22 protein-coding genes and 1 tRNA gene are annotated in these 24945 nt (G+C 60.0%); 9 read left to right on the top strand and 14 right to left on the bottom strand.

Annotated elements, in window-relative coordinates; genetic code table 11:
• Window position 1: 1 nt before the first annotated feature.
• Window positions 2-2263 (bottom strand): FG-GAP-like repeat-containing protein, encoded by a 2262-nt coding sequence (locus HER32_RS12135; protein ID WP_168682061.1) that lies wholly within the window; start codon window positions 2261-2263, stop codon window positions 2-4.
• 62 nt (window positions 2264-2325) lie between these two features.
• Here HER32_RS12135 and HER32_RS12130 point away from each other — a divergent pair, with 62 nt between their 5' ends.
• The gene (locus tag HER32_RS12130) at window positions 2326-3621 is read left to right on the top strand and encodes a UDP-N-acetylmuramoyl-tripeptide--D-alanyl-D-alanine ligase (RefSeq protein ID WP_168682060.1); all 1296 of its coding nucleotides are present in this window, start codon (window positions 2326-2328) and stop codon (window positions 3619-3621) included.
• 293 nt (window positions 3622-3914) lie between these two features.
• Here the strand turns inward: HER32_RS12130 and rfbC are convergent, their stop codons facing one another.
• Together rfbC and HER32_RS12120 are read right to left on the bottom strand one after the other, a co-directional pair.
• Window positions 3915-4457, bottom strand: a complete 543-nt coding sequence (gene rfbC / locus HER32_RS12125; protein WP_149069847.1) for a dTDP-4-dehydrorhamnose 3,5-epimerase — start codon at window positions 4455-4457, stop codon at window positions 3915-3917.
• A gap of 53 nt (window positions 4458-4510) precedes the next feature.
• The gene (locus HER32_RS12120; RefSeq protein WP_168682059.1) at window positions 4511-5635 is read right to left on the bottom strand and encodes a glycosyltransferase family 4 protein; all 1125 of its coding nucleotides are present in this window, start codon (window positions 5633-5635) and stop codon (window positions 4511-4513) included.
• Between the two features lie 105 nt (window positions 5636-5740).
• On the opposite strand from HER32_RS12120, the gene HER32_RS12115 reads away from it, so the two are divergent.
• The 4 genes from HER32_RS12115 to ppk1 all read left to right on the top strand — a co-directional run bounded on the left by HER32_RS12115 (window position 5741) and on the right by ppk1 (window position 10348).
• Window positions 5741-6082, top strand: a complete 342-nt coding sequence (locus HER32_RS12115; RefSeq protein ID WP_168682058.1) for a c-type cytochrome — start codon at window positions 5741-5743, stop codon at window positions 6080-6082.
• 74 nt (window positions 6083-6156) lie between these two features.
• On the top strand, window positions 6157-7494 hold the full coding sequence (gene hflX, locus HER32_RS12110) for a GTPase HflX (protein ID WP_149069850.1): 1338 nt from the start codon (window positions 6157-6159) through the stop codon (window positions 7492-7494).
• Between the two features lie 249 nt (window positions 7495-7743).
• The gene (locus HER32_RS12105) at window positions 7744-8241 is read left to right on the top strand and encodes a SixA phosphatase family protein (protein WP_149069851.1); all 498 of its coding nucleotides are present in this window, start codon (window positions 7744-7746) and stop codon (window positions 8239-8241) included.
• Between the two features lie 25 nt (window positions 8242-8266).
• Entirely contained in the window at window positions 8267-10348 is a 2082-nt protein-coding gene (ppk1, locus tag HER32_RS12100; RefSeq protein ID WP_168682057.1) for a polyphosphate kinase 1, read from the top strand.
• A gap of 79 nt (window positions 10349-10427) precedes the next feature.
• Here ppk1 and HER32_RS12095 read toward each other — a convergent pair whose 3' ends face one another.
• Both HER32_RS12095 and HER32_RS12090 read right to left on the bottom strand, forming a co-directional pair.
• Window positions 10428-11528 (bottom strand): DUF6268 family outer membrane beta-barrel protein, encoded by a 1101-nt coding sequence (locus tag HER32_RS12095; protein WP_168682056.1) that lies wholly within the window; start codon window positions 11526-11528, stop codon window positions 10428-10430.
• Between the two features lie 53 nt (window positions 11529-11581).
• Window positions 11582-15466: a metallophosphoesterase gene (locus tag HER32_RS12090; RefSeq protein ID WP_232066242.1), complete on the bottom strand. Its 3885-nt coding sequence runs from the start codon at window positions 15464-15466 to the stop codon at window positions 11582-11584.
• A gap of 246 nt (window positions 15467-15712) precedes the next feature.
• Here HER32_RS12090 and HER32_RS12085 point away from each other — a divergent pair, with 246 nt between their 5' ends.
• A complete protein-coding gene (locus tag HER32_RS12085) occupies window positions 15713-16945 on the top strand; it encodes a Pycsar system effector family protein (RefSeq protein ID WP_149069854.1) in 1233 nt (410 codons plus the stop codon).
• Between the two features lie 57 nt (window positions 16946-17002).
• On the opposite strand, the gene HER32_RS12080 is transcribed toward HER32_RS12085, so the two are convergent.
• Window positions 17003-18193, bottom strand: a complete 1191-nt coding sequence (locus HER32_RS12080; protein ID WP_149069855.1) for a DUF2652 domain-containing protein — start codon at window positions 18191-18193, stop codon at window positions 17003-17005.
• Window positions 18194-18306: 113 nt separating this feature from the next.
• Between HER32_RS12080 and HER32_RS12075 the strand changes: the two genes are divergently transcribed.
• From HER32_RS12075 to HER32_RS12065, 3 genes are all read left to right on the top strand, one after another.
• A tRNA-Arg gene (locus HER32_RS12075) sits at window positions 18307-18381 on the top strand.
• A gap of 249 nt (window positions 18382-18630) precedes the next feature.
• Window positions 18631-19956 carry a phage integrase SAM-like domain-containing protein gene (locus tag HER32_RS12070; protein ID WP_168682055.1) on the top strand — a complete coding sequence of 442 codons (1326 nt, stop codon included), beginning with the start codon at window positions 18631-18633 and terminating at the stop codon, window positions 19954-19956.
• 39 nt (window positions 19957-19995) lie between these two features.
• A complete protein-coding gene (locus tag HER32_RS12065; RefSeq protein ID WP_168682054.1) occupies window positions 19996-20178 on the top strand; it encodes a hypothetical protein in 183 nt (60 codons plus the stop codon).
• Between the two features lie 58 nt (window positions 20179-20236).
• Here the strand turns inward: HER32_RS12065 and HER32_RS12060 are convergent, their stop codons facing one another.
• From HER32_RS12060 to HER32_RS12025, 8 genes are all read right to left on the bottom strand, one after another.
• Window positions 20237-20902, bottom strand: coding sequence for a P63C domain-containing protein (locus HER32_RS12060; protein ID WP_168682053.1), 666 nt, complete (start codon window positions 20900-20902; stop codon window positions 20237-20239).
• A 20-nt stretch (window positions 20903-20922) separates the two neighbouring features.
• On the bottom strand, window positions 20923-22080 hold the full coding sequence (locus HER32_RS12055) for an ImmA/IrrE family metallo-endopeptidase (protein WP_168682052.1): 1158 nt from the start codon (window positions 22078-22080) through the stop codon (window positions 20923-20925).
• 313 nt (window positions 22081-22393) lie between these two features.
• Window positions 22394-22546 carry a hypothetical protein gene (locus HER32_RS12050; RefSeq protein WP_168682051.1) on the bottom strand — a complete coding sequence of 51 codons (153 nt, stop codon included), beginning with the start codon at window positions 22544-22546 and terminating at the stop codon, window positions 22394-22396.
• Window positions 22546-22836, bottom strand: a complete 291-nt coding sequence (locus HER32_RS12045; protein ID WP_168682050.1) for a hypothetical protein — start codon at window positions 22834-22836, stop codon at window positions 22546-22548. The genes HER32_RS12050 and HER32_RS12045 overlap by 1 nt, the downstream gene beginning before the upstream one ends.
• Window positions 22837-23303: 467 nt before the next feature.
• Window positions 23304-23873, bottom strand: a complete 570-nt coding sequence (locus tag HER32_RS12040; RefSeq protein WP_168682049.1) for a hypothetical protein — start codon at window positions 23871-23873, stop codon at window positions 23304-23306.
• Window positions 23870-24235, bottom strand: coding sequence for a DUF6527 family protein (locus HER32_RS12035; RefSeq protein WP_168682048.1), 366 nt, complete (start codon window positions 24233-24235; stop codon window positions 23870-23872). The genes HER32_RS12040 and HER32_RS12035 overlap by 4 nt, the downstream gene beginning before the upstream one ends.
• On the bottom strand, window positions 24232-24690 hold the full coding sequence (locus tag HER32_RS12030) for a hypothetical protein (RefSeq protein ID WP_168682047.1): 459 nt from the start codon (window positions 24688-24690) through the stop codon (window positions 24232-24234). The genes HER32_RS12035 and HER32_RS12030 overlap by 4 nt, the downstream gene beginning before the upstream one ends.
• Window positions 24690-24905: a hypothetical protein gene (locus tag HER32_RS12025; RefSeq protein ID WP_168682046.1), complete on the bottom strand. Its 216-nt coding sequence runs from the start codon at window positions 24903-24905 to the stop codon at window positions 24690-24692. The genes HER32_RS12030 and HER32_RS12025 overlap by 1 nt, the downstream gene beginning before the upstream one ends.
• Window positions 24906-24945 lie beyond the last annotated feature (40 nt).

Here is a 24945-nt window from a genome sequence, read left to right as displayed (position 1 = left end):
CCTAGCGCACTACCAGGCGGCGGGTAGCCAGCTGCCCGTTGGTACCCTCGGCGCGCACCACGTACACTCCCTTAGCCAGGCTCTGCAGGTTTAGCTGATGAACCCGGCCCGGCTGGGTGCTGGTCAGCACCACGCGCCCCGTCAGATCCAGCACCGTCAGGCGCGTGGGCAGCGGGGTTTCCACGGTGGCCCGGTCGGTGGCGGGCACCGGGTACACCTGAAAGCTGAACGTGGCGCGAGGAGAGCGCACGGCCGTTTCCGTTTCGCGGCGCACCCGGAAGCTTTGCAGCCCGCCTTCCTGCAAGCCGATGAGCAGCTCGGGCTGCTGGTCGCCAGTGAGGTCGGCGGCGGCCAGGCCCAGGTGCAGGTTGGCCGAGGTGCCCAGTCGAGCTGCTCCGTACTGCTGCGTGAGGGGCTGATAGAATAAATCGGTGAGGCCATCAAAGGGCGAGGCCTGACTGGTGATATCCGCAAAGAAGCGCACCTGCCCGAAGTTGTCGGTGGTTAGCAGGTCCAGCTTGCCATCCTTGTCCAGGTCCGTGAGCAGGGGCTGCAGGTTGGTAGGGCGGTTACCATCGGGGTTTCGCACCTCCCCAAAATCGTCGTCCATCAGCGTGAATTGCAGCGTGGCGGCGCCGGGCACCTGGGGGTAGTAGCGCAGGGAGCCTGCGCCCGTGGCCTCGTTTGTACCCAGGAGCAGGTCGGGGTACTGGTCGCCGTTCAGGTCGGCAAAGGTGGGGGCGGGCGCCAAGAGGGTGCCCACGCCCGGCAGCTCCTGCAGCTGGGCTACTTCAAAGCGCACCGGCTGCCCCGCAGCGGCCTGGTTGAGCAGGTACCACACCCGGCCTGTGCCTCCCTGCGAAGCCCCGAAGGCCAGGTCGGCGGCGCCGTCGCGGTTCAGGTCGGCTACGGTTGGTTTCAGGTGGAGCAGGCCTTTGGCCGCCAGTTCCAGGTAGTCCTCCGAAACCAAGGTAAAAGCCGGTTCGGTGGCGGTGCCATCGTTGTGGTAGTAGTGCAGCGCCGACCGGTACGTGCCCGCGGTGGGTGCGTCGCCCCCGTTGGCGACCAGCAAATCCAGCAGCCCGTCACCATCCACATCCAGGAAAGCAGGAGCGGCGGCCTCACTTACTTCCACCATCTGCCCCTGCAGAAAGTCAGCCTGCCGGTACGTAAATGCCGGTACAGTAGCCGTACCCGTATTTTCGTAAAGCCACGTTGTTTCCCGCAGCCTTATCTGGTCGGCGTTATCGGGCAGCGTAGGGGAAAGCAGCAAATCGGGCAGACCATCAAACGTCACGTCGAGGTAGTAAGCGCCGGGAAAATTGGGCAGCCGGACCGGAGTAGTGCCCGGGGGAAACTGTGTGCTCAGGCCTGCCGCCTGCATCAGCGCCTGGGTGGCCGTGCCGTCGTTGCGCAAACTCACCAGCTCCGGGCACTGGTCGCGGCTGGTAAGCAGGTCCCGGTCACCGTCCCCATCCAGGTCGAGCGTCGCGAAAAAAGCGCCGCCCGTATGCTGGGGGGCCGCGGCCCGGCACTGGGCGTTGAAGGCAAAGCCGGTGCAGGAAGCAAAGCAAGTGCTGAGGCGGCCCCAGTAGTTGGTTTCTAACCGGAAGTCGAGCCCACCGCAGGTGGGACTCACGTTGCGGTACCACGTCAGGGTCGTGCCCAGCACAAAGTCCAGCATCAGCAAATCCAGCTTGCCGTCCCCGTCAATGTCATCGATGGCGGGGATGTCGTAGGCACTGGCGAAGATATTGCCGCTGTTGTTGGGCGTGTTGTAGAACTGCAGCTGGCTGCTCGCGAGCTTAAACGTCAGCTGCCCGCGCGCATCAGTTTCCTGACGGTAGACGCGAATATCGCCCCCGTTGGCGTGGGTAAATAAATCGGGGCGCCCGTCGCAGTCGTAGTCGCGGAGCAGGGCCCAGTTGCGCAAGTCGGCGGGAAAAAGGGCTTCGTACTGGGGCGCGTACTGCCAGCTGAGCTTGCCGGCCGCATCGGCCACGCGCAGGTAGGTAGACACCCGGTTGCTCATGCGGTCAAACGCAAACAGGTCGTTCTGCCCATCCTGGTTTAAATCGATGGCCGAGAACTGCGGGGCATTAAAGCCACCGGCCCAGGGCATGGATAGCGTCTGGGTGCCGTGTACTACTTTTGCCAGGGGCTGGTACTCCAGGCCCCAGCTCCCAAGCTCTTGGGCCTGCACGCCCAGTGCGCCCAGGCTTAAGAGCCCGGTCACCACCCCTCGTTTTACGCGTCGCATCATGTCAGAAGGCAGTTTAGCAGCAAACAGCACTGCGTTGCCGGAAGTTAACACCCTTACGTTCTATGTCTGCGCCTACCGCCCTTTATTCTCGTTTTCTGGCTAGCTCGGCCGTGAGCACCGACTCGCGGCAGCCCCAAAACGGCACGCTGTTCGTCGCCCTCAACGGGCCTAATTTCCGGGGCCGCGACTTCGCTCCCCAGGCGCTAGCCAAGGGGGCTAGGTTTGCGGTGGTGGACGACGCGGCGCTGGCCGCCTCCGACCCCGACCGCTACACCTTCGCCCCCGACCCGCTGGTGGCGCTGCAGGAGCTGGCGCTGGAGCACCGCCGGCAGTTTACGGGGCCGGTGCTGGCTATTACGGGCTCCAACGGCAAGACGACCACCAAGGAATTGCTGCATAGTGTACTCAGCCGGCGCTACCGGGTGCAGTACACGCGCGGCAACCTCAACAACCACATTGGCGTGCCCCTCACCCTGCTCAGCATCCGACTGCAGGAGCACGAGCTGGCTATTGTGGAAATGGGCGCCAACCACCAAGGCGAAATAGCCCTGCTGTGCACTTTGGCCGAACCCACGCACGGGCTGATTACCAACATGGGCAAGGCCCACCTCGAAGGCTTTGGCGGGGTGGAGGGCGTAGCCAAGGGCAAGGGCGAAATGTGGAATTATCTAGCAAACCACACCGGCACGGCTTTCGTGAATACCGCCGATGCCCAGGTGGCCGCCCGCGCGCAGGTGGTTCCCCAGCGTATTACCTACCCCGCCCCCACCGACCAATATCCCGCCGAGCTGCTCAGCGCGGCCCCGCACGTGGTGTTCCGGCTCTTCGATGGCACGCACGTGGAAGCGCAGATTAATGGGGGCTACAACTTCCTGAACCTGGCTGCCGCCGCCGCCGTGGGAGCACATTTTGGCGTGCCTACGGCCGATATTGCGGCAGCCCTGGCTGGCTACGCCCCCGATAATAACCGCTCCCAGCTGGTGCGCACCGCCCACAACGAGCTGGTGCTGGACGCCTACAACGCCAACCCCTCGTCGATGGCGGCGGCCCTGGCCAGCTTTGCCGGCCGCCCCGGCAGCGCCGCCAGCAAAATGGTTATCCTAGGCGACATGTTCGAGCTGGGTACCGAAAGCCACGCCGAGCACCACGCCATTGGCGAGCAGCTCGACAGCTACGGGTTCGGCTCGGTAGTGCTGTGTGGCCCCGAAATGGCGGCCGCCCGCCGGCCCGGGTTTCATCATTTTCCGACCAAAGCGGAAGCAGCCGCCTGGCTGCAGCACAACACGCCCGCGGGGCAGCAGATTCTGGTGAAAGGCTCCCGCGGCATGGGTCTGGAAACGCTGGTAGAGCTGCTGTAGCTGGAACCACGGATTCGCGCGGATTTTTCGGATTTCACGGATTTTGGGGACGATTAAGACAAACTGTTTGTCATCCTGAGCACAGCGCAGGACCTTCTCACGGCTGCGTTAGTGCCGAGCTCCTTTTTCTGGCGTGATAAGGGCCTGCGCTGTGCTCAGGATGACAGGTTATAAAGCAAAAAGCCTCGCAGACTGCGAGGCTTTTTTATTACCAGCTGAATCGTCCACGAAATCCGTGAAATCCGAAAAATCCGCGCGAATCCGTGGTTCCTCTTCGTGGTTCTCCCTCGGAATTAAAACGGGCTTTCGAAGTCGCGCAGGAAGGGCAGTACTTCGTCTTTCTCGGAAACCACCGGCTCCTCCAAGCCCCAGCTAATGCCCAGCGTGGGGTCGTTCCAGCGCAGGCCACCTTCGGCGGAAGGCTGATAATAGTCACTGCACTTGTAGATGAAGCGGGTGTTGTCGGCCAGGGTGAGGAAACCGTGGGCAAAGCCGACGGGCACGTACAGCATATTGCAGCGCTCCGCGTCCAGCTCCACGCTCAGGTGCTGCCCGTAGGTGGGCGAGTTGCGGCGCAAGTCTACCGTCACGTCCAGCACGCGGCCTGAGGCCACACGCAGGAGCTTGGCCTGGGCGTAGGGTGGGCGCTGGAAATGCAGGCCCCGCAACACTCCCCGCGACGAGAGGGACTGGTTATCCTGCACCCAGTCGCCTTCTATGCCGACCTCAGCAAAGCGCCGGGCATTAAACGATTCGAAAAAGGAGCCGCGGGCATCGGTAAACAGCCGCGGAGTTAGTTCGATTATGCCGGCCAGAGCGTGATACTTGATTTCCATGCGCAAGAAAGTGTAGGTCGCAAAGATGAGAAAAGGCCAAACAAGAAACGGCTTCAGACCTTGCGGCGCGAGCCTATTTCCGCCACCACGCGCAGGTATTTTTCCAGTACAATCCGCTCGTCGAATTTCTCTTCGGCCAGCTGGCGGCTGGCGCGGCCCATTTCGGCCAGCTGCGCATCCGGCAGCCCCTGCACCTGCAGCATCTTCTCGGCCAGGTCGGCGCCGTTGCGCACTTCGCAGAGGAACCCGTTGACGCCGTCCTCCACGGTTTCGCGGCAGCCCGGCACATCCGTCGTGACGATGGGCTTGCCCATAGCGGCGGCTTCGAGCAGGGTTTTGGGCGTGCCCTCGCGGTAGGAAGGCAGCACCACGCAGTCGGCCTGGGCAATGTGGGCAGCTACGTTGTCGGAAGTGCCCAGGTACTCCACGTTGCCGGCCTGCAGCCACTGCTCAAATACGGCCCGCTTCACGCCCACTCCCCCGCTCTCATCGATGCCCCCAAGCAGCTGAATGCGGGTGCCGGGCATGGCCTCCCGCACCCGGCGGGCGGCTTCGAAATACTCTTCCACGCCCTTTTCGTAGAGCACCCGCGCAATCATCAGGAAGGTGAAGGGCTGCTGGCGCTGGAATACGGGGGCCGGCTGAAACTTCCGGGTATCGATGCCGGAGCCGGGCAGCAGGTCGGTGATGCGGGCCCGCACGAGGCCGTGCTGCAGGAACAGCTGCCGGTCGTCGTCGTTCTGGAAAAATACGCGGTGCGGGTAGCGGAAGGCAAAGCGGTACAAGCCCAGGGCTACCTTGCTCACCAGGTTTTTCACGATAAATACCGTGCCCAGCCCTGAGACGTTGTTAACGCTGGGAACACCGGCCAGCCGGGCAGCCAGGGTGCCGTAGATGTTGGGCTTGATGGTGTACTGCAGCACCACATCGGGCTTCTCGCGGCGGTATACCTGGTAGAACTGCCGCGTAAGCAGGGCATCCTTTACGGGATTGGTGCCCTTGTTTTCCATCAGAATGGGCACGTAGCGGCAGCCCAGCTCGGTTTCCAGGCGCGCCGAATAATCGTCGGGCGGAGCTATGGCCAGCACTTCGTGGCCTGCGGCCTGCAGGGCTTTTACCAGGCTACGACGGAAATTCCAGATATTCCAGGAGGTGTTGATAACAATAGCGACGCGCATGCAGCAAAGGAAAGTTCGGACGGCAAAGGTAGGCGTTGGCGGCGGGCTACCCGGCCTTGCCGCATTGTTTCGGTTACTTTGCGCCGCCTTACGTTGTTTCCCGTCATGATGATTCTCTTCTCCCGCACTTCCTGGCTGCTGCTTTTGAGCATGGGGCTGCTGGGCGCCTGCCACGGCCAGGAGCCGGGCTACCAGACGTCCACCGATACCACGGCGGCTGTTCTGCTGCCCGGCAAGGCTTTATTTGAGCAGAACTGCGCGCTCTGCCACGGCTCCGACGGCAAACGCGGCTTGAATGGGGCCCACGACCTCACCAAAAGCAACCTGAATCAGGCCGGACGCGTGTACATGGTGACGAACGGGCTCGGCAACATGCCTGCCTTTAAAAATCAGCTTAGCCCAGAGCAGATTGAGCAGGTAGCAGCCTACTCACTTACCCTGCAGTAACTCTGCTCCGGCAGCCGCCCTGTCCTCGTTCGTAGTACCCGCTCACCTCTTTCCCTAAACCCTCCCGCACGCATATGGCCAATAAACCCGCCTCCAAACGTCGCCAAAATAGCACCCGCCACCCCGGCGCTGTAGATACTGCCAAAGGCCGCGCCGGCCGTATTCTGGCCCAGGGCAATAAAGACGCCACCTACGAAACCGCCCAGCAGCAGGAAACGGCCGTGCTGGTGGCCGTGCCCGACAAGCGCCAAGCCGATGCCCTCACTCAGGAATACCTCGATGAGCTGGCCTTTCTCACCGAAACCGCCGGTGCCGTCGTGACCAAGCGCTTCGTGCAGCGCCTCGAAAAGCCCGATATCCGCACGTTTGTAGGCGAAGGCAAGCTCGAGGAAATCAAGGCCTACGTGCAGCACAGCGGGGCCAGCATGGTTATTTTCGATGATGACCTCTCGCCCTCCCAGCTCCGCAACCTGGAAGCCGAGCTGCAGGTGAAAATCGTGGACCGCTCCCTGCTCATCATTGACATTTTCGCCAGCCGGGCCAAATCGGCTACCGCCCGCACGCAGGTGGAGCTGGCCCAGTACCAGTACCTGCTGCCCCGCCTCACCGGCCTCTGGACGCACTTGGACAAGCAGCGCGGGGGTGGCGTAAGTCAGCGTGGACCGGGGGAAACGGAAATTGAGACGGACCGCCGCGTAGTGCGGGAGCGGATTGACTTTCTGAAGGAGCGCCTCAAGGAGCTGGACAAGCAAAGCCAGACCCAGCGCAAGTCGCGCACGGGCATTGTGCGGGTGGCCCTGGTGGGCTACACCAACGTGGGCAAGAGCACCCTCATGAACCTGCTGAGCCGCGCCGACGTGTTTGCCGAAAACAAGCTCTTCGCTACCGTCGACTCCACCGTGCGCAAAGTGGTGCTGGAGAATACGCCCTTTCTGCTTTCCGATACCGTTGGGTTTATCCGCAAGCTGCCCACCCGGCTGATTGAAAGCTTCAAAAGCACACTGGACGAAATTCGGGAAGCCGACCTGCTGGTACACGTGGTGGACATTGCCCACCCGGCCTTCGAAGACCACATTGCCGTCGTCAACGACACACTCAAGGACATTGGCGCGGCCGATAAGCCCATGCTGCTCGTCTTCAACAAAATTGACCAGTACAACACCGAAGCCAGCACCGAGCCGCACGAGGGCTTTGAGGGCATGAACCCCGACGAAGACCACGTGCCCCGGCCCACGCTGGAGCAGCTGCAGGCAACCTACATGGCTAAGCTTCACGACCCGGTTATCTTCATTTCGGCCAAGGAGCGCACCAATATCGATGAGCTGCGGGCCCTGCTGGTGCGCCACATCAGCGCCCTGCATGCCCAGCGGTTTCCGGGCCAGACCGGGGCGGCCTGGGAAGACGAGCAATAGCCGAGCTTACCCGAAATGCGAAAATTCGCTTTTTGTTAGCCCCCCGTATTTTTATCGGCGGGAATTTGCGTTCTTAGCGGCCCCGTTGTTGCAGCACGGGGTTTATTGCCTCCCTATTCCACAGCTCACTCACCCAGAAAAGACCCGCCTCCACGCGGGTCTTTTTATTTTCGGGGCATTCTTTCGCCGGGGAGAAAACCATTTGCCAAGGCCAACAGTAAAGAAGCGCGACACGCCTCCCTGCTGCTTATGAAAACCTTGTACCTGATGCGCCATGCGAAGTCCAGCTGGAGCTTCGACGACCTTTCCGACCACGACCGGCCCCTGAACGACCGGGGCCGCGACGATGCCCCCACCATGGGCCGGGCCCTGGCCGGGCGCCAGATTCAGCTGGATCTGCTCATTAGCAGCACGGCGGTACGGGCCCTGAGCACGGCGGCCCTGGTAGCCAAGGAAGTACAGTACCCTCACGAGAAAATTCAGGTAGAGGAGCTCATCTACCGCGCCGACCCGCTGGGGCTGCTGGCCATTGTACGCGCCTTTCCCGATGAGGCGGAGTCGGCATTGCTGGTGGGGCACAACAACACCATCACGGACTTTGCCAACCTGCTTTCCCCGAGCCCCATTCCGGAAATGCCCACGGCGGCCGTCGTGTGCCTGAAGTTCAGCATCGACCGGTGGCAGGACCTCGACCGCACCAACGCCGAGTACTACTTCTTCGACGCGCCCAAAAACCACAAGGGCTAACCTAGCCCGCCACATTTCGCTTTTTATGAGTGACCAGCCTACTTCCACTTTGCCCCGGTTTCAGGACCGGGAGCTGAGCTGGCTTTCGTTTAATCACCGCGTACTGCAGGAGGCTCAGAATCCCGAGGTACCCCTGCTGGAGCGGCTGAAGTTCCTGGCCATTTTTTCGTCTAACCTGGATGAGTACTTCAAGGTGCGCGTGGCCACCATCCGCCGCCTGCTGAAGCTGAAAAAGAAAACCCTGGCCAAGCTGGGCGAAGACCCGGCCCGGCAACTCAAGCACGTGCTGGCCGAAGTCGGCCGCCAGCAGCAGGAGTTTGGCGACACGTTCCGCAACCAGATTCTGCCGGAGCTGCGCGCCCAGCACATCCACCTGATCAACGAGCACGACCTTTCGGACGAGCAGCGCCAGTGGGCCCAGCAGTACTTCCGCGACCATGTGCAGGACCTGCTTTCCCCCATCATCCTCGACGACACCCTGCACCACCTGTTCCTGAAAGATCAGACCGTGTACCTGACCTTTTTCCTCACGCAGCCCCTGCAGAAAAAGAAGGGCGAGGACGACGAGCGGGTACTGGTGATGGAATTGCCCACCAAGCGCCACGGGGGCCGGTTCGTGCGCCTGCCCGACCAGGGCGAGGAACGCTACGTGATGTTTCTGGACGACATTATCCGGTGCTGCGCCCAGGGGCTGTTTCCCCGCTTCGGCCGCGTCCAGGTGCACGCCATCAAGATTTCCCGGGATGCTGAGCTGGATATTCAGGAGGAGGTGTCGGGCAACCTGCTGGCCAAAATCAAGAGCAGCCTGCAGAAGCGCGAAACCGGCTACCCCGCCCGTCTGCTCTTCGACCCGGCCATGCCCCGCGAGGTGCTGCGGGCCGTGCAGCAAAAAACCAACATCGACGCCAGTGAGCTGGTAGAAGGCAGCCGCTACCACAACTTCCGCGACTTCTTCGGCTTTCCCGACCTGGGCCTGACGCAGCTGAAATATGTGCCCCAGCCCCCGCTAAAGCATCCTACCCTGCCGCGCACTGGCTCCTTTCTAGCTGCTATTGCTCAGCAGGACCACCTGTTGCACTTTCCCTACCAGAGCTACGACCTAGTGCTGCGCCTGCTGCGCGAAGCCGCTCAGGATCCGGCCGTGTCTGCCATCAGCATTACGCTGTACCGGGTGGCCGAAAAGAGTGAAGTAGCCAAGGCCCTGCTCAAGGCCGTGAAAAACGGTAAGCAGGTGACGGTGGTCGTGGAGCTGAAGGCCCGCTTCGATGAAGAATCGAACATCAAGTGGGCCGAGAAGCTGCAGCGCGCTGGCGCCAACGTCATTTACGGGGTGCCGGAATTGAAAGTGCACAGCAAGCTGGTGCTCATTACCCGGGTAGAAGAGGGCCGCTCCCGCCAGTACGCCATGCTCAGCACCGGCAACTTCAACGAGGTGACCAGCGAAATCTACGCCGACCACGCCCTGCTCACGGCCGATGAGCGACTTACCCACGAAGTTGGGCGCGTGTTCCGCTTTTTCGTGGACCGGGTGCCGCAAACGGGGTTCGAGCATTTGCTGGTAGCCCCGTTTGAGCTACGCGAAAAGCTCATTGCCCTCATCGACGAGGAAATCCGCCAGGCCCAGGCCGGCAAGGATGCCTACATCATTCTCAAGCTAAACGCCCTGCAGGACGAGAGCATGATTCAGCGCCTCTACGATGCCAGCCAGGCTGGCGTGCGGGTGGAGCTGCTGATTCGGGGCATTTCGTGCGCGGTGCCGCAGGTGCCGGGCCAGAGCGAGAACCTGCAGCAGCGGGGCCTCGTGGACCGCTACCTGGAGCATGCCCGCGTGTACGTGTTCGGCAACGGCGGCGAGGAAAAGGTGTATGTGGCCTCCGCCGACTGGATGGTGCGCAACCTCGACCGGCGCGTGGAAGTGGCCTTCCCCCTCTACGACCCCGCCGTGCGCCAGGAAGTGCGCGACCTGCTGGACCTGCAGCGCCAGGACAACGTGAAGTCCCGCGACTTCCATAACCACTTCATTGGCCAGGCTGACGCCGCCGCGCCCCGCATACAGGCGCAAACGGCTACCTACGCCTACCTGAAGAAGCGGAGCACCCGCCGATAGCCGGTCCTCACTACTACGCAACCGCCCCGCCGACACATTGTCGGCGGGGCGGTTGCGTAGTAGGGCAATACAGTTGGGCTTACTTGTTGAGGGTCTTTTTCAGGAACTTGCGCGGGGGTACGATGAACAGCTCCAGGCTGGCGTAGGGGGCGCTGGCCAGCTTGGAGTCAATGATTTTGCGCCGGTCATTATTGCTGCGGTCAAAAGCGTCGAAGGCGTAGTTGTAGCGGTAGCCGCCTTCTACCCCAAACCAGAGGAAGTCGTAGATTTCCCGCTCCCAGCGCAGGCGGCCGCGCACTTCCGTTTCGCGCAGCTCCAGGGTGCGCAGCTGCTGGCCTTCCGCGTTGGTGATAGGCTCGCGCAGCTTGATGTTGTAGCTCAGACCATCCACGGAGTAGCCCGCAAAAAGCAGGGACCGGTAGGAGAGGTTGCGGCGCACCGTCACGCGGGCCGGGAACAGGGCTTCCACGCCCCATTTATCGTTGAAGGTGCGGTTGTAGAGCAGGGCCGGGTAGATGCTTTGCCGTCCGAAGGTATAGCCGAGCTGCAGGCCCAGGCCCCAGGAAAACTGCGGGCTGCGCTTCCAGCCGTACACAAATTCCGAGGATACTTTCAGGTAATCCTTGATGCCCAGCTCCGAGGATGTGTAGTCGCCGTTCAGCTCACCCTTCACCCGAAACAAATACCAGTTCACGGTATTCACGGGCCGGATAACGGCCAGCTGGGCGCCTAGTACCTTCAGGCCTTTGTCTTCGATATTCTGGTAAAACTGATAGTTGGCTGGGGGCGCAAACTGGAACTCTTCCCGCTCATAATTGATGCCCATCACCACTTTCAGGTGCGGACGGTTGAGAAACGGGATGTAGCCTTTGATGATGAGGCGGGCGTTTTTGGTGGCCTCGCCCTTGTAGTCCGTCACGGTGCCCACCTTGCTGTCGGAGGATACGTTGAAGCGCGGCATCCGCTCGTAGTGAAACACGAGGCCCTTGCTGGGGCCCATGCCCACCACCGAGGGTGTGGCAAACTCCTGGTCGCGGCCTACCTGGTCGGCGGCCAGGGTGTCGGTAGCCGGTGGAGCGGGTGGCGGGTATACCTGCGCCACCGCCAGCGGCCCGGCCGTCAGCAGACTGGCCGTCAGTAGGACAGCAGGGCAACTTCGCTTGGCAACATTCAATAGCATCACAGGCAACTAAAAGGGCGAAACCGGCCAACTGACCAGCCCCGCACGGTGGATTAGAACAGAAAATCGAAGCCCACGAAGACGAGGTTTTCCTCGCCCACGGAGTAGGTGGCATTGATGACGGCCTGCTTGAGCACGTCTACCCACACCCCACCGCCCACGGCCGTGTGGAAGGCTTTCAGGCCGGTACGCTGATCCTGGGAGCTATACACGCGGGCGGCATCGGCCAGGCCCAGGATGCCGAACTTGCCAGGCACCAGGTAAGCGTTGAAAGTGAACAGCTGCACGCGCACTTCCCCGTTGGCGTACACCGACGAGCGGCCGGCGTAGCGGGTGCGGCGGTAGCCGCGCAGGTTAGTAGTACCACCCAGGGTGTTGGCCTGGTAGAAGCGGTAGTCGCCCAGGTTGCGGTTGGCCCCGATGCGGCCGGCCCAAGTGAGCTGGAAGGGGAAGTTGGGCGAGAGGTAGAAGCGTACTTCGGAGGCCAGGCGGCCGTACTGGAGCTTTTCGCCGTTGAGCTGGCGGTTGTACTCCGCCGAGTTGTACCAGCGCAGGCCAATGCGCGGGTTCTTGGGCGAGGAGCTGGCATCGAGGTTCAGGTAGGCTTTGCCGCCCAGGTAGCGGTTCATCTGAAAGTCGGAAGGCCGGATACCGGATGCCGCGCCGGTGTAGCCTTCATCAATACCCTGCTGGAGCTGCTGGCCCAGGTCCTCCCGGCTGATGCGCCATTGGTCGTACTGCGGACCAAAGCCGAATTTCAGGAAGCTGAACACGTCCTTTTCCAACATGGGCGCGAAGTTGAAGCGCGAGAAGCGGATGCGGTACGTGTTGTTGATCTGGCGGTTGGTGATGCGCTCATCGTCGGAGTCCAGCAGCACGTTGCGGGTGTCGTTGCCCTTGCCGAAGTAGTTGTAGAGCAGCTGCGGGCCATAGAGCTGGCTGTTGATGTTCAGGTTCAGGTCGCCGATGACATCGGTGAAGGTGCCAGTATAGCGCACGTTGTAGGCCTGGCGGCCGGGAGCATAGTTGGCGGCCAGGGTTTGCTCGGTGGCAAATGGCTCCCGCCGGAACCCGTAGGTGCGGTAGGTAGCGCCGCCCCCCACAAACAGGCCGTCGTCGATGTTGTAGCCGAAGTACAGGGCTGGGCCGAAGTAAGGCAGCTTGTAGTCTTTGCGGTCGGCGCGGCTGGGATGGTCGTAGCGGCTTACCTCGGTGCCGGGCTCCAGGCGCAGGCGGGCTTCCTTGCCCACGTTGATGACGTTGCTGGTATCGGCGTCGTAGATCTGCGTTTTGTGGCGCAGGCCACCTACCCGGGAGTTGTCGGTTATGGAGTCGCGCTCTATGCCGCCGATGATACGCACCACGGGCCCGCCTTTCGACTCACCCGTGACGCGGTACACATCGTTGCCGGCAAAGCCGTAGATGCGGATATCCTTGGTCACATCGCCATCGAAGGTCTTATCGAAGAGCTGCTTGCTCCGCTCCCCTTCCTTGTTGATTTTGGTGACCGTGACGCGGGTTTTGTTGCCGGGCAGGCGCTGAACTTCAAACTGCTCCCGCTTATCAGAGCCTTTCACTTCCACCACTTTGTCCAGCACCTCGTAGTAGTCGGCGGCCAGCTGGGGCAGCAGGTCGCGGCGGCTCTTGAGCTTGGCGGCAATTTCGGGGCCGTGCAGGCGGTAGATCTGGGGCGCCCAGTTGTCGCGCAGCGCCGAGTCGATAACGGCGTCGGTGAGGCTGGCTTTCATTTCCTGGGCAATCTTTACCCAGTCTTCCTTGCTCACTGAGGCCAGGAAGGTCCGGTCGTTGGCCAGGGCGGTCAGGTTAAGGCCTTTGTAGTCGGCGTAGTCCTTGCCGAAGTTCTGGAAGTTGCGGATGGCCCACTTGCGCGAAGCCAGGTAGGGCAGCAGCCCGTCGCCCTTGAAGAAAGCCACGTCGCGGTCTTCGGGCACGGCCGTGAATTTCCGGTCCCCGTCCTTGTCCTTGCGCTCAGCCCAGCGCCACTGGTCTTCGTGCCGGTCCCAGTCGCCAATCCACATATCGAAGAGGCGGGAGCGGGCAAAGGCTTTTTCGTTGACGCGGTTGTCGTTGTCATCGCGCAGGCGCTCCAGCACTTTGTCGGTGCCTACCAGGTTGGTGGCGTTGCCCAGGCTTTCCACGTTGCTTTGGTCGTCCTTGGCATCTTCCTCAATAGCGGCCGGGATGTCGGCAAAGCGGTCCACGTACGGCCCCAGGAGCGGGTCGCGGGGGATGTAGACGGGCGTGGGGTTGGTGTGCAGGATGCCCGCGGCCGTAGCCAGCGGGGGAATCACAAAGGAAGCGTACGGGTGCTGGGCCGAAATCTGGTCCTGCAGAATGTCCTTGGCGGCGGTTTCGCGCAGGGCCTCGGGCAGCACGGCGGCGGGGTCTTTGTTGAGGCTGCGTAGGGTATAGAGGCGGCCTTCCTCGTTGCGCACTTTCAGGGAAGCCGTTTGCTTGCCCCCGCCGGTTTTGTAGGGGGTGAGGCCGCCCCGCTCGGTGGCTAGGTCCAGCACCGGAAACTCTACGGGCGTGGCCCACTCCTGCCGGTAATGCTCCCCGAACAGGGCTTTGTGGAAGCCGCCGCGCTTGGCGTATCGGGGGTTCACGGCCAGGGTTTTGGTGCTGTCGCCGAAGCTAGGACGGTTTACTTTGCCCGCATCGGCGAGGCTGTCGACCACGGCCGTTTGCTGGGCGTACATGGGCGTGCGGAAGACCAGGCGGCCTTTCTCGCCTTTGTCTTCGGGCACGTAGTACTCCACCCACACCTCGCCGTTGTTGTAGTAGTTCACGCGGGCAAAGCCTTTTTCCTTGTCGGAGAAGAGGGCGTCGCCCCCGTCGCCGGGCTTCACGTGCTGGGTTTTGCAGCCCGAGCCGCTGACAATGTGGCTCAGGTTGCCTTCCTTGAAGTACTGAATGTTGTGCTCGTGCCCGGCGGCGTACACCACGTTGGGGTATTTATTGAAGATATCCATCAACCCCTTCTTATACTGCTGGTAGAGTGGGTGCGGAATGTCCTGGCTGACCCCGCCGTACTTGCGCGCGAAGGGGTAGATGCTGCCAATGATAGGTAGGGGCACAAACGCGTACTTGTACACGATGCTGAGTGGGAAGAAGTGGTCGGCCAGGGTGAAGTAGCCCCCGTGGATGCCATCGGAGTACAGCGGGTGGTGCGCCACCACCATGATGTTCTTGCCCGCATTGCGCCGAATCACGTCTTCGAGCTGGGAGAAGAAGTCGGTTTCGTCTTCTACCCCGCAGCCGCTGTTGCTGCCGTAGGGCCGCTCGTTGGTTTGCAGAAACCACTGCGAGTTGATGGCAATCAGCACGATGTCGTCCTGCAGGCGCACCTCAAACGGGCCGGGGCAGGCGTCGCGGGGGATGAAAAAGTCGCCAGTGTAGGCAAAGGCCGCCGAGTCTTTCTGCATGAAGTCCTCCACAAACTGCTGCTCGCGGTTTACTTGTTCTACGCTGCCTTTCAGGCCCTGCTTCCAGTCGTGGTTGCCGGGAATCATGTACTTCTCGCCGGCGTAGTTGCGCATGGTGTTGAGCTGCGCGATGATGCGCTTCTCCGACGTTTTGCGGTCCAGGGCCTTGGTTTCGGGCATTCCGTACTCGTAGATATTGTCGCCGAGGAACACCGTGGTGCTGCGGGCGCCTGCCTGCAGAATCTGACGCCGCAGAAAGTTCAGGGAAGGCTCGCCCACTGAGTCGAGGGCGGGGGCACCCACGTCCCCGATCAGAAACACGGAATAGCGGATGCGCGACGTGTCGGGTGGCGTCTGCTGCTCCCAGTTTTTGCCGGCTCCCCGGTAGTTGGGCCGCGTAGGATGGGGCGTTTGGGTTTTCTGAGCCCAGGCCGACGACGCGCTACCCACAAGCAGCAGCGCCAGACCACAAAAGGCGGAAAGTATTCTCATAAACAAAAGATGATGCGTCGGGCAGCAAACAGCCGGCGTGGGGCAAGCGCTACGCGCCTTTCTGACAGGATACGGCCCCGGCAGTTCCAACGTTGATGGCTGTGGGCTGCCGTACGCAAAGCAGGGCCCTACGGTTGGGCTGCCGAGCTTACAACCTGCCCGCCCGATTCGCGTTGTAGGGCGGGGAGCTGCGGCCCGTTGCCCGGGCCGCAGCTCCCCGCTATCTTCGCCCTTCCCGCCTCACTTATGGAAGCTCCCAATACTCTCCCGGTTAAAAAGCCTAAGTCAGAAATTGTCAAGCAGGCCAAAGCCTACGTGGAAGCCCTGCTCGAAGAAAAGCTTCCCAAGCAGCTGGTGTACCACTCGCCGCGCCACACCCGCACCGTTGCCAAGGAAGCCACGGCCCTGGGCGAAGCGGCGGGCGTTGCGGCCCCGGACCTGGAGGCCCTGCAGTTGGCCGCCTGGTTTCACGATACGGGCTACATAGAAGTGTACGACGGGCACGAGTTTCGCAGCATGGAGCTGGCCGAGCAGTGGCTGCAGCAGCAGCAGTACCCTGCCGACAGGATTGCCCTCGTCAAAGACCTCATCAAAGCCACCCACCGCGACGAGCAGCCCACAACCGAGCTACAGCAGCTGATGGTGGATGCCGACATGAGCAGCATGGGCCGGGAGGAGTTCTTCGGCAACGCCGAACTGCTGCGCACCGAGTGGGAAACAACCCAAGGCAAAACCTACTCCAACCCCGACTGGGCCGAGTACCAGCTGGACTTTCTGTCGTCGGCGCAGTTTTACTCCGAGGCAGGCAAGGAGCGGTACCGCAAGCAGTTCAAGGCCAACATCAAGGAGCAGCGGGAGCTACTCAAGAAGATGGAAAAAAAGGCCAAGAAGAAGGAGGAGCAGCAGGTTGAGAACTTCGCCGAGGGCAAGCGCGGCGTCGAAACGATGTTTCGGGCCACCTACGGGCAGCACATTCAGCTCTCCGGCATGGCCGATCAGAAGGCCAACATGATGATCAGCCTGAACACGGTGATGCTGTCGGTTATCATCACGTACCTGGGCGCCAAGACCTCCCAGGTGGGCCCGGCCTTCACCAAAAACCCTATTCTGGCTATTCCCATGGGCTTGCTGGTGGCTACGGCCCTGGGCTCGGTGGTGACGGCCATTCTCTCGGCCCAGCCCGATGTGACTAGCTTTAAGTGGCTGCGCCGCTCCCCCCAGATTGCCACCAACCGCCGCGTGAACCTGCTGTTCTTCGGCAATTTCACCACGCTTTCCCTCGACAACTTTCAGGCGGGGATGCACGAGTTGATGCGCGACAAAGACCTGCTGTACACCAACATGATAACCGATATTTATTACCTAGGGGAAGTACTCTCGCGCAAATACCGGTTGCTGCGCATCAGCTACACCATCTTCATGGTCGGGCTTATTCTCACGGCCATATCCTTCGGTATCGTGCTGCTCTACAAAATGTAATTGAGCAGTCCGCCAAACGCCACGGCCGGCTTCCTGCGCAGGAGGCCGGCCGTGGCATTAGATGCGGGGCTTTGTGCGGTTAGGCGGCGTGGGCCCGGGGCCCGGGCGCGTGAGTTGGCGGCACAGGGCCGCCAACGCATGCACCGACGCCCCCAAAAACCGGTGCAGGCGCCGAAGCTGCCCAAAGCGCACCAAACGGCTGGTGGCAGCTACGTGGCCGTACCGGAATTCCAGGGTCAGGAGGCAGGCTTTATCGGATATTTCTTCCAGGAAAAAGAAGAGCAGAGAGTTGGGAAACATGCGGAAGTGAGCAATCTTCTCCACGTACTCCAGTCGCTCGGCCCCCACAAAGTGCTGCACGGCCTGAAAGTCTACCTGCCCGCGGTTCAGGCCCACGTTGTAGGTGCTGCCCAGGCGGTTGCTTTTGCTCACGTCGTACCGCACGCTGTGCGTCCCCTGCAGCCAGTTGGGTCGCAGCCGCAGGTTGCTTACCACGCGCAGTGCGTAGGCCGCCGATACGGGCAGCACCCGCCGTACCTGCACAGCATTGCTGCGCCCGGGCTCTGCTCCTTGTAACAGCAGACGCAAAGGTGTGAGGTGGGCGTACTGGTAGTGAATGTCGCCCAGGTACTGGTAGTTGGTAACGCCAGCCAGCAGCCGCGTCCAGGGAAAGGCCGCACGGATGGCGGCGGCACGCTGCGTAGCGAGATACTCGGCCGACAGCAGCACGTATTCACTGCCTACCACGTCGTTTTTGAGCAGGCGGTGCACCACTATCACGTCGCGGCCCATGAGCTTGGTATGCTCCCGGATGCGGGCCACGTGTACCGGCCCGTAGTGCACAATGATTTTGAGTGTGAGGGCATGCTCCCGCACCACGGCCGCCAGCGCCGAATCCGTGTCGCGCTCAATAATGCGCAGGTAGTTCTGGAAGTCGAGGAACACGCGGCGGCACTGGCTGGCCAGCTCGGCAATGGTGGGCGGCGGCCCCAGGCGGTAGAACAAGATGGCGTCGCCCTGGATTTCGTTTACCTGCATGTTCAGCACGTTGGCTTCGATGAGAATTTCCAGCAGGTCGGCAATCAGCCAAGGGGCCTGGTTGTTGCCGGATTCTTCGATAAACCGGGTAAAACCACTGATATCGGGGATGAAAAGCAAGGCAGGCTGGGCCGCCGTTTCCGGCACGGCAGTGCGGGTGCGTTGGCCGGCCAGTCGTCGGGCAGTGCGCAGTTCATCAAGCAAGCCCATAGAAAAGGAAATCGGGAGGGGAAGGCAGAAATATGGGCCTATACGGCGGGGGGGCTTCGGCAGGTTTGGGTTCCACTTTACTTTCCGGTTACTTTGCAAACGGCGCGTAGCCTGGCCCCGTAGTTCAACGGATAGAATAGAAGTTTCCTAAACTTTTGATGTGGGTTCGATTCCCGCCGGGGCTACCAAGGTAGTTTTTTAGTAAGCAGAATCACCGGATGCCGCCAGCCAATATGCGCTGGCGGCTTTGTTTTGGCCCTTTTTCAGCTGCTGACCAGGGGTTAGGCCCTGGGTTAGTATTCGGCCCCGAGGTTAGTAGCCCCCTTTCCCCCTGATTTCTGCAGGCAGGCAAACAACTTACCAATCTAATTAGCGTTACTTTGCTAATTATATTAGTAACTAAAAGCCTTGCCATGCCGCATATTCCACAGCCCCGTATGCAGCCTCCGCTCCTCTGGCGCGTGAACAACCAGACCGACCCCGTAACCGGGAAGGCTCCTATTTATGTCCGTATCAAGGTCGGCCCCCAGCGCCGTGAAATTGCCACAGGCATCGAAGCCACGGAGGCCGAGTGGGATATTGATAAGCACGAAGTAAAGGCCATCGTCAAAGGCATGAGTGCCGACCGGGCCGAGGCCCAGCGCGAATGGGTGCAGGATGCTAACGCTATGCTGCTGGAATGGAAGTCGAAAATCAACTCGGCCTGGAATCGGCTGAAGGACGGACCAACCTATGTAACTGCCGACCGCATCAAGCGGGAGGTAGCGGCCACCGGCACGAGGCCCCTCACGTTGCTGGAGCTAGCTGATCTGTTCTATACCAACATCAGCCGGCCGGCGGAGGGCAAGGCGGAAAATACCCTGAAGGGTTTCCGGGTACGCCGGCGTGTTTTAGAGGAGTACCTGCGCTCCACCAGCCAGGCGGGCTTACTAGCCGCCGCGGTGGACTTGCCCTGGGTCCGGAAATTCGAGCGTTGGGGCGTCGACCATAAACAGTACACGGGCAGCACCGCGCGTAAGCACGTCAACACCCTGCAGCAGATTATCAGCTTCGGCGCCCACGAGGGCAAGCTCAGCAGCAATACCATTGCCGAATACCAATTTCAGGTAAGCATACAAAAGCGCGACCCACTGTATTTGCCCGAGGCGGAGGTGCAGCTACTAGCCACTACCGAGTTCTGCCGCGAAGGCTTGGCCCGGGTGGCAGATGCCTGGCTGTTCTGCGCTTACACCGGGCTGGCCTATGTGGACTACATGCGCTTCAATGCCCAGGAGCACGTGCACACCGATGCCAGCGGCGTGAAATGGATTCGCATGACGCGCCAAAAATCCAAGGTGAAGTTTAGCATGCTGCTGCTGCCGGAGGCCGAAGCCATCTTGAGCCGGTACCGGGGTGGGCTGCCGCGCTTCAGCAACCAGCACTTTAATGAGGAACTGAAAGTCATTAGCGCGGTCTGCTACCTGAGCGTGCCGCTTACGGTAGGCCTGGCCCGGCACACGTTCTCGCAGCGCATCCGGGATATGGGATTCTCTGATGAAGTAACCGCCTCGATGGCCGGCCACGATCCGAAGACGATGAACCTGCACTACTCGCGCATCCGGGAGGCCCGCATAGCAGCCGAGTACGAAAAGCTGCGCGGGGCCCTGCCGGTGGCGGCTCCTCCTACTCTTGCGCAGCAGCTGCTAACGGCCATGCAGAACCCAGAGCAGGCGGCGCTCCTGCGCCAGCTCATCCTCGGCCAGCAGGACAGGGATGCTGTTTAACACGTCTTTTCCCGTTTTTTCACATAATCTATTTTACCCATGGCAACTGTAAAGCTAGACCCAGAGTACCAGCAGCCCGACTTTGATGAGGCGCAGGATGTGAGCTACGACGAAGGCTCACAGGACACAGACTTTGATGCACGGCAGGCAGAGTACGATGACGCTTTCCAGGATGAGGGAGGCGACAACGTGAGCCAGGAATGGCAAGGCCGGAGGAAATGAAAAAGAAAAAGCCCTGACTATTGTAGTCAGGGCGCTTCGCTCAGTGCCAATATGAAGCTTAATACTTCAGGTCTAGCCGCAGCTGGTACGGTACACCATGTAGTTTGTGCATAAGCTGCCGGAACTCATACCAGGTGGTACACTTACCCATTGCATCTATTGCTTCGTCTCGGAACTGCACAACCTTATCTCGGCCAGCCTTATCCAGATACTCGAAATGCTTATACTGTCTGAATCCACTAGGTGTTAATGGATTCACAGCCTCTAACGTAGGCCGAACTTCAACTGCAAACCGATTGTAGATAAGCTCCTTCACCCAAGTGGAGACGATTTTGGGCTTATGGTAGTCCGTAGGGTCAAGATGTCCCCAGCCGTTAAGCCGGAATATCTCCGCGAAAAAAGGAACCTCGTTAGGGAAGAGTGGAGCGTATGGGCCTTTGCGTGCCATAACATGCTGGCACAACTTCTCCTCGATGCCTAGAAGCTCGGCTTCCTGCTTTTTACGAGCCTTCTTGCTCTTGGCATCTTTCTCATCCTCCTCGCGGGTTCTGAGCAGCAAGAGCATGGTCTGCTTGTTCCGCTCCAGCCGGGCCTCTTCGCTAATCTCCGGACTAGCTACTTCTGCAGGCTGAGCAGAAACAGGCGCTTCCGCGTTGGTCTCCTCTGGCTCTACCAGGGAGAGAATTTTCTTATCCTCTGGAGGATGTTGGTCGTCTTTTCTCATGTGGATGTTAGTTGGTTTCTTTAAAATTTAATGGCGGTTTTGTACCCATGTAAGAGTTGTTCTATTGGTGTGTCATCGTCAAGTGGCGCATTGATGTTTTTAATGGTTGTTTCGAATGGTGGTGACATTAATCGAACCTTCGCCCACTGCGCACCATCGCCGCTTAAGTCGAAGGCATTCATGGCATAAATAATACTCGGGTGAATGTGGTTTTCTTCAGCAATTTCCCGAATGTATTCGCTGTCATGAATGTACCTTTTGATTTCCTTGGTTTTGTCACGGGAGAATAGATACTCTCTCGCAAACATGTCGGCCATTTGCTCCCGCTCCCGAACGGACACCTCGTCATTGGTATCGTCGGTCAGGTGGTACCTCATCGTCTTTATTTCTTCCCAGTCGAACAGCACGTGGTACAGCTCGTGCACCAGCGCAAACCACAAGGTTGGGTAGAAGCCTTTGTAATCGGTTAGCACAATGCAGGGCTTACCTCTGTGGTTGAACGTTGCCCCCCGGAGCTTTAGCCCAGCCATAGGCGGCTGGTATACTACCGTGATGCCGACTTTGTATAAAAGCTTCACTACATCCTTGAGACCCAGATCGACATTGGTTGAGTACCGCTTTAGCTTAGGAAAAATATTAATCAGCCCTTCTCTGCTATATGGGAATGGGTTATCAATTTCTTCGAAGCAAGCTATTGCGGCACTAATCCAGAAAGAGCGCGTAAGAACATTTTTCGGATTAAATACACCTGAGCTAAAGGCTACATCACCATTGGGTTTTTTATACTCAAGAATTGATTTAAGCCCGAGCCTCTTTGTAATCCTGTTTTCGATGTGCTCATAATCGGAGAGGCTATTAATTAAGCCTGCTTTCTTAAGCGCCGCCAAATCGAAATTCGCTTTTATGAACTCGATTTTCTGCAACGACATCGTCGTAACAGGATTATGCTGTTGTACGGCCTGCATATACAACTGCACAACTTCCTCCTGGGGTACTTGCAGGAACTCGGCTAGTTTGATGAGCGTCGTGATATCGACAATCTTCTGCTCACCAGTCAGCAGCCCTTTCACAGACCGGTGTTGTACTCCGATCAGCTTGCAGGCCGCCGTTACAGGGAGGTCCAACTCCTGGACCTTTCTGTCGAACAACTCCTTCAGTGAAGGTTTGTCCTGCTGCATGAGACCATGCAGTAAGGCATCTATATCATCGAACCTATTGGCCATGTTACCCGTGAACATTGAATTTGCGTCATTGCAAAAGCAAATATAAGCCTTTGAACGCAAATACAAAGGTTTTGGGTGTAAAAATTGCGCCATTGCAAATTGGTTTTTGCTAATTACATGAGCTTTATTCTGCTACATGCATTGGCAATCAGCCTACGCCTGCTGTTCCTGCTAGGACTTCACACCGGTAATACACAGTCTGGGGCTAGCTGTTGGCACTTTTTATAAAGAAAGCCCCGACCTGTGTAGGTCGGGGCTTTCCTCAGTTCTACCCTATCACCTCGGTATGCACGCCAAACAGCAGGCGGCAGGCTAGGTCATAAAGCACAACCAGTAGCAGCCAGAGTAATGCCTGAACCCAGCCAGGCAGTGGGCGCCGGTAGCGCTGGCGGCGGCGGAAGAGCATCGGGTAGTAGCGCATCAGTAGTCGTCGGCACTTCTTAAATAGTTTAGGTAAAGATGCTGCATACAGTACTCGGCATCTTCCTGCGAGAATGTATCAAAACGGTGGCGTGCATATACCTCCTCTGCATACACCTCTTCCACCCAGCTGTCTCCGACCTTGTATTTGCCCGGAGGCATACCTGTGGCCTTTATCAGCACCCTTGCCTGCAGGGGGCCATTGGGCTCTCCTTCTTCTATTCGCGGGGTAAACGATACCTGGAGCGTGCCTTCGTCGAACTGGTAAACTTTTGGGGTTAGTTCTGCCATGATCCAACATACAAAAAAAGCCCGAACGCGGACAGCGTTCGGGCTTCTCTCGGTTTGGCTCGTCTCCCTCGGCTACCCATCCTGGGACTTGCCAGCGAAGTATAGGATGATTCACCGGCTGCGGAGCATGATGCTGGCTCAGGCCAACCCTTGCCGGCCCCGTGCGGGGCAGCAGCATGCTGAAAGGTACGGATTATCCGTATGGGTGTACACAAGAGGGAATGCCGGCTACGGCAATCAGGAAGATAGTGATCAGGACTCTTGCCCAATCAGGCAGCGGTTTGTCGTCTTCGTAGGAGTAGCGAGGCATAATCGAATATACAAAAAGCCCCGGCTATAGCATCCGGGGCTTTTGATTTTCAGGCCAGGGTATTCGGGCTGCCCATTCTCCCTAGCCGGCTCCGATTGCCGGCTGAGCCCGCCGAGTGGCGGAGAAAATTATTAGTAAAAAACAGCCAAAAATATTACTAGCCCGGCCGGGCCCATGCCGGCCACCAACTCCACACGCTGGCCTTTCCCCGGAGCATCCAGCCCCCTACCCCGCCGGCACCAATACACACAGCATACACCCACCAGGGCGTACCACCTCCTTTATTGGTAGCCTCGGCACTGGCGCCCGGCGCAGTGGCCGCAGCACCACCGCGCTGGCCTGCCTTGGTGTTATCGGTAGCCTGGTTGGCCGTGCCGGTCTGCACCGGGGCGCGGGCCTTGCCGGCATCCACGGCCGTGGCCTCAGTGCCGGTGGCCATGGTGCCGGGCTTGGTGGCCGTAGCCGCCGTGTTGCCGGTACCAGTCTGAATGATGACCGTGCTTTTCTTGCCGAAGGTGTAGCCAGGCACAGCGGCCGCCGGCTTCTTGGCAGGCAGCAGGCCAAAGAGCCGGCGCTTTGGCAGCGAATCGGGTAATGCCACGTAGTTGCCACGTATTCCAGGGGTTTTCGTGGACATTTGCCGGTTGTCATCCTGAGCAGCACGAAGGACCTTATCGGAGCCAGCGCAGTTGGCCAGCACCAGGCAGAGGAAAAGGAGAAGTCTCATAGCGGTTGAAGGGGAACAGTTTGGCCGGCTAAGGCATGAGTACAGTCATTCAGAAACTCAATCTTTCCATCTGTCACGAAGGAGTGGCAGATGTAGCAGGTGGGCGCGCCACTATCCGGGTTTTCGCGGTGGTAGTCACACCAGCACCGGCCATCCTTGGCGGTGCCACCGGGCACGTAGTGGCCGCTGCGCACCAGCACCGAGGCCCGAATCGTCGGCTTGTCGGGCGGCCCGCTCAGCGTCCAGCAGGCCCCGGGATTCGCGGGGTTGGTGTTGATGCGGTGGCTTTCTTTACAGCCAGGGCAATGGAAGAGGTAGTAGCCGGGCGTGTTGCTAATCGGCAGGATGACGGGCTCATTCATAGTTTGGCGTGTAAGAGAAACCCGAGGCCGAGCCAGAGCACGCCGGCGGCGGCCATCACCCAGCGGGCAGTACCGTCGAAATCCCAGCGGGCGGTGGTCGTCGAGGATTGGTAGTTGAAGCGGAACACCTTCCGGGCCCGGGCTACCGTCTTCTCCCGGATCAGCACCCGGCCGAAGTTGTAGCACTCATTATGGAAGAGGGAGAAGCTCAGCGCCGCGGCCGGGATGTTCCAGAGCACCCAGGCCAGGCCCAGCGGCACCCCTTCTATTTCACCCGGGCCGGCCAGCAGCGCCTCCACGGCCGCCGCGACGGCCGCCAGCACAGCCAGCGCCCGGCGCGTGAGCAGGGGCGCATGCTCGTTCCAGGCGAAGGATTCCGCGCCTTTGCCACCGTAGAGCAGCGCGTCGCAGAATCCGTCGACCAGGGCAAACAGGTTGTAGAGCAGCCAGAACATCAGCGCGGACGGGCTTTGCCGTTCAGCCGACCGGGCCGCTGGCGCCAGTCGGCGTAGCCGTTGCCGATGTTGAGCAGGGCGACGAACACGAAGCCCACCAGGTAGGCCGTGCCCTCAATGGAGCCGTAGTCGCTGGACTTAGCGGCGTGGCGCCACCACAGGCCCACGGACACGAGCAGCAGAAACAGGAAAATGCGGGCAAACCAATTTTTCATAGTGGTAAGGGTGAAATGGAAAAGAATGTGAGTAGATGTG

Origin of the sequence: Hymenobacter sp. BT18 (genome assembly GCF_012273015.1) — a bacterium.
Lineage (GTDB): Bacteria > Bacteroidota > Bacteroidia > Cytophagales > Hymenobacteraceae > Hymenobacter > Hymenobacter lutimineralis.
Note: the sequence above shows the minus strand (reverse complement) of the source record. Positions and strands in the feature narration are given on the sequence as shown.

Excerpts from the sequence above, each read along its gene's own strand:
- HER32_RS12130 (WP_168682060.1), top strand. The coding sequence starts at position 2,326 with ATGTCTGCGCCTACCGCCCTTTATTCTCGTTTTCTGGCTAGCTCGGCC.
- HER32_RS12040 (WP_168682049.1), bottom strand. The coding sequence starts at position 23,873 with ATGAGACTTCTCCTTTTCCTCTGCCTGGTGCTGGCCAACTGCGCTGGC.
- HER32_RS12080 (WP_149069855.1), bottom strand. The coding sequence starts at position 18,193 with ATGGGCTTGCTTGATGAACTGCGCACTGCCCGACGACTGGCCGGCCAA.
- ppk1 (WP_168682057.1), top strand. The coding sequence starts at position 8,267 with ATGAGTGACCAGCCTACTTCCACTTTGCCCCGGTTTCAGGACCGGGAG.
- HER32_RS12085 (WP_149069854.1), top strand. The coding sequence starts at position 15,713 with ATGGAAGCTCCCAATACTCTCCCGGTTAAAAAGCCTAAGTCAGAAATT.
- HER32_RS12055 (WP_168682052.1), bottom strand. The coding sequence starts at position 22,080 with ATGCAGCAGGACAAACCTTCACTGAAGGAGTTGTTCGACAGAAAGGTC.
- HER32_RS12115 (WP_168682058.1), top strand. The coding sequence starts at position 5,741 with ATGATGATTCTCTTCTCCCGCACTTCCTGGCTGCTGCTTTTGAGCATG.
- HER32_RS12120 (WP_168682059.1), bottom strand. The coding sequence starts at position 5,635 with ATGCGCGTCGCTATTGTTATCAACACCTCCTGGAATATCTGGAATTTC.
- HER32_RS12070 (WP_168682055.1), top strand. The coding sequence starts at position 18,631 with ATGCAGCCTCCGCTCCTCTGGCGCGTGAACAACCAGACCGACCCCGTA.
- HER32_RS12045 (WP_168682050.1), bottom strand. The coding sequence starts at position 22,836 with ATGGCAGAACTAACCCCAAAAGTTTACCAGTTCGACGAAGGCACGCTC.
- HER32_RS12065 (WP_168682054.1), top strand. The coding sequence starts at position 19,996 with ATGGCAACTGTAAAGCTAGACCCAGAGTACCAGCAGCCCGACTTTGAT.
- HER32_RS12135 (WP_168682061.1), bottom strand. The coding sequence starts at position 2,263 with ATGATGCGACGCGTAAAACGAGGGGTGGTGACCGGGCTCTTAAGCCTG.
- HER32_RS12090 (WP_232066242.1), bottom strand. The coding sequence starts at position 15,466 with ATGAGAATACTTTCCGCCTTTTGTGGTCTGGCGCTGCTGCTTGTGGGT.
- HER32_RS12035 (WP_168682048.1), bottom strand. The coding sequence starts at position 24,235 with ATGAATGAGCCCGTCATCCTGCCGATTAGCAACACGCCCGGCTACTAC.
- HER32_RS12105 (WP_149069851.1), top strand. The coding sequence starts at position 7,744 with ATGAAAACCTTGTACCTGATGCGCCATGCGAAGTCCAGCTGGAGCTTC.
- HER32_RS12050 (WP_168682051.1), bottom strand. The coding sequence starts at position 22,546 with ATGCGCTACTACCCGATGCTCTTCCGCCGCCGCCAGCGCTACCGGCGC.
- HER32_RS12095 (WP_168682056.1), bottom strand. The coding sequence starts at position 11,528 with ATGCTATTGAATGTTGCCAAGCGAAGTTGCCCTGCTGTCCTACTGACG.
- HER32_RS12025 (WP_168682046.1), bottom strand. The coding sequence starts at position 24,905 with ATGAAAAATTGGTTTGCCCGCATTTTCCTGTTTCTGCTGCTCGTGTCC.
- rfbC (WP_149069847.1), bottom strand. The coding sequence starts at position 4,457 with ATGGAAATCAAGTATCACGCTCTGGCCGGCATAATCGAACTAACTCCG.
- HER32_RS12060 (WP_168682053.1), bottom strand. The coding sequence starts at position 20,902 with ATGAGAAAAGACGACCAACATCCTCCAGAGGATAAGAAAATTCTCTCC.
- HER32_RS12030 (WP_168682047.1), bottom strand. The coding sequence starts at position 24,690 with ATGTTCTGGCTGCTCTACAACCTGTTTGCCCTGGTCGACGGATTCTGC.
- hflX (WP_149069850.1), top strand. The coding sequence starts at position 6,157 with ATGGCCAATAAACCCGCCTCCAAACGTCGCCAAAATAGCACCCGCCAC.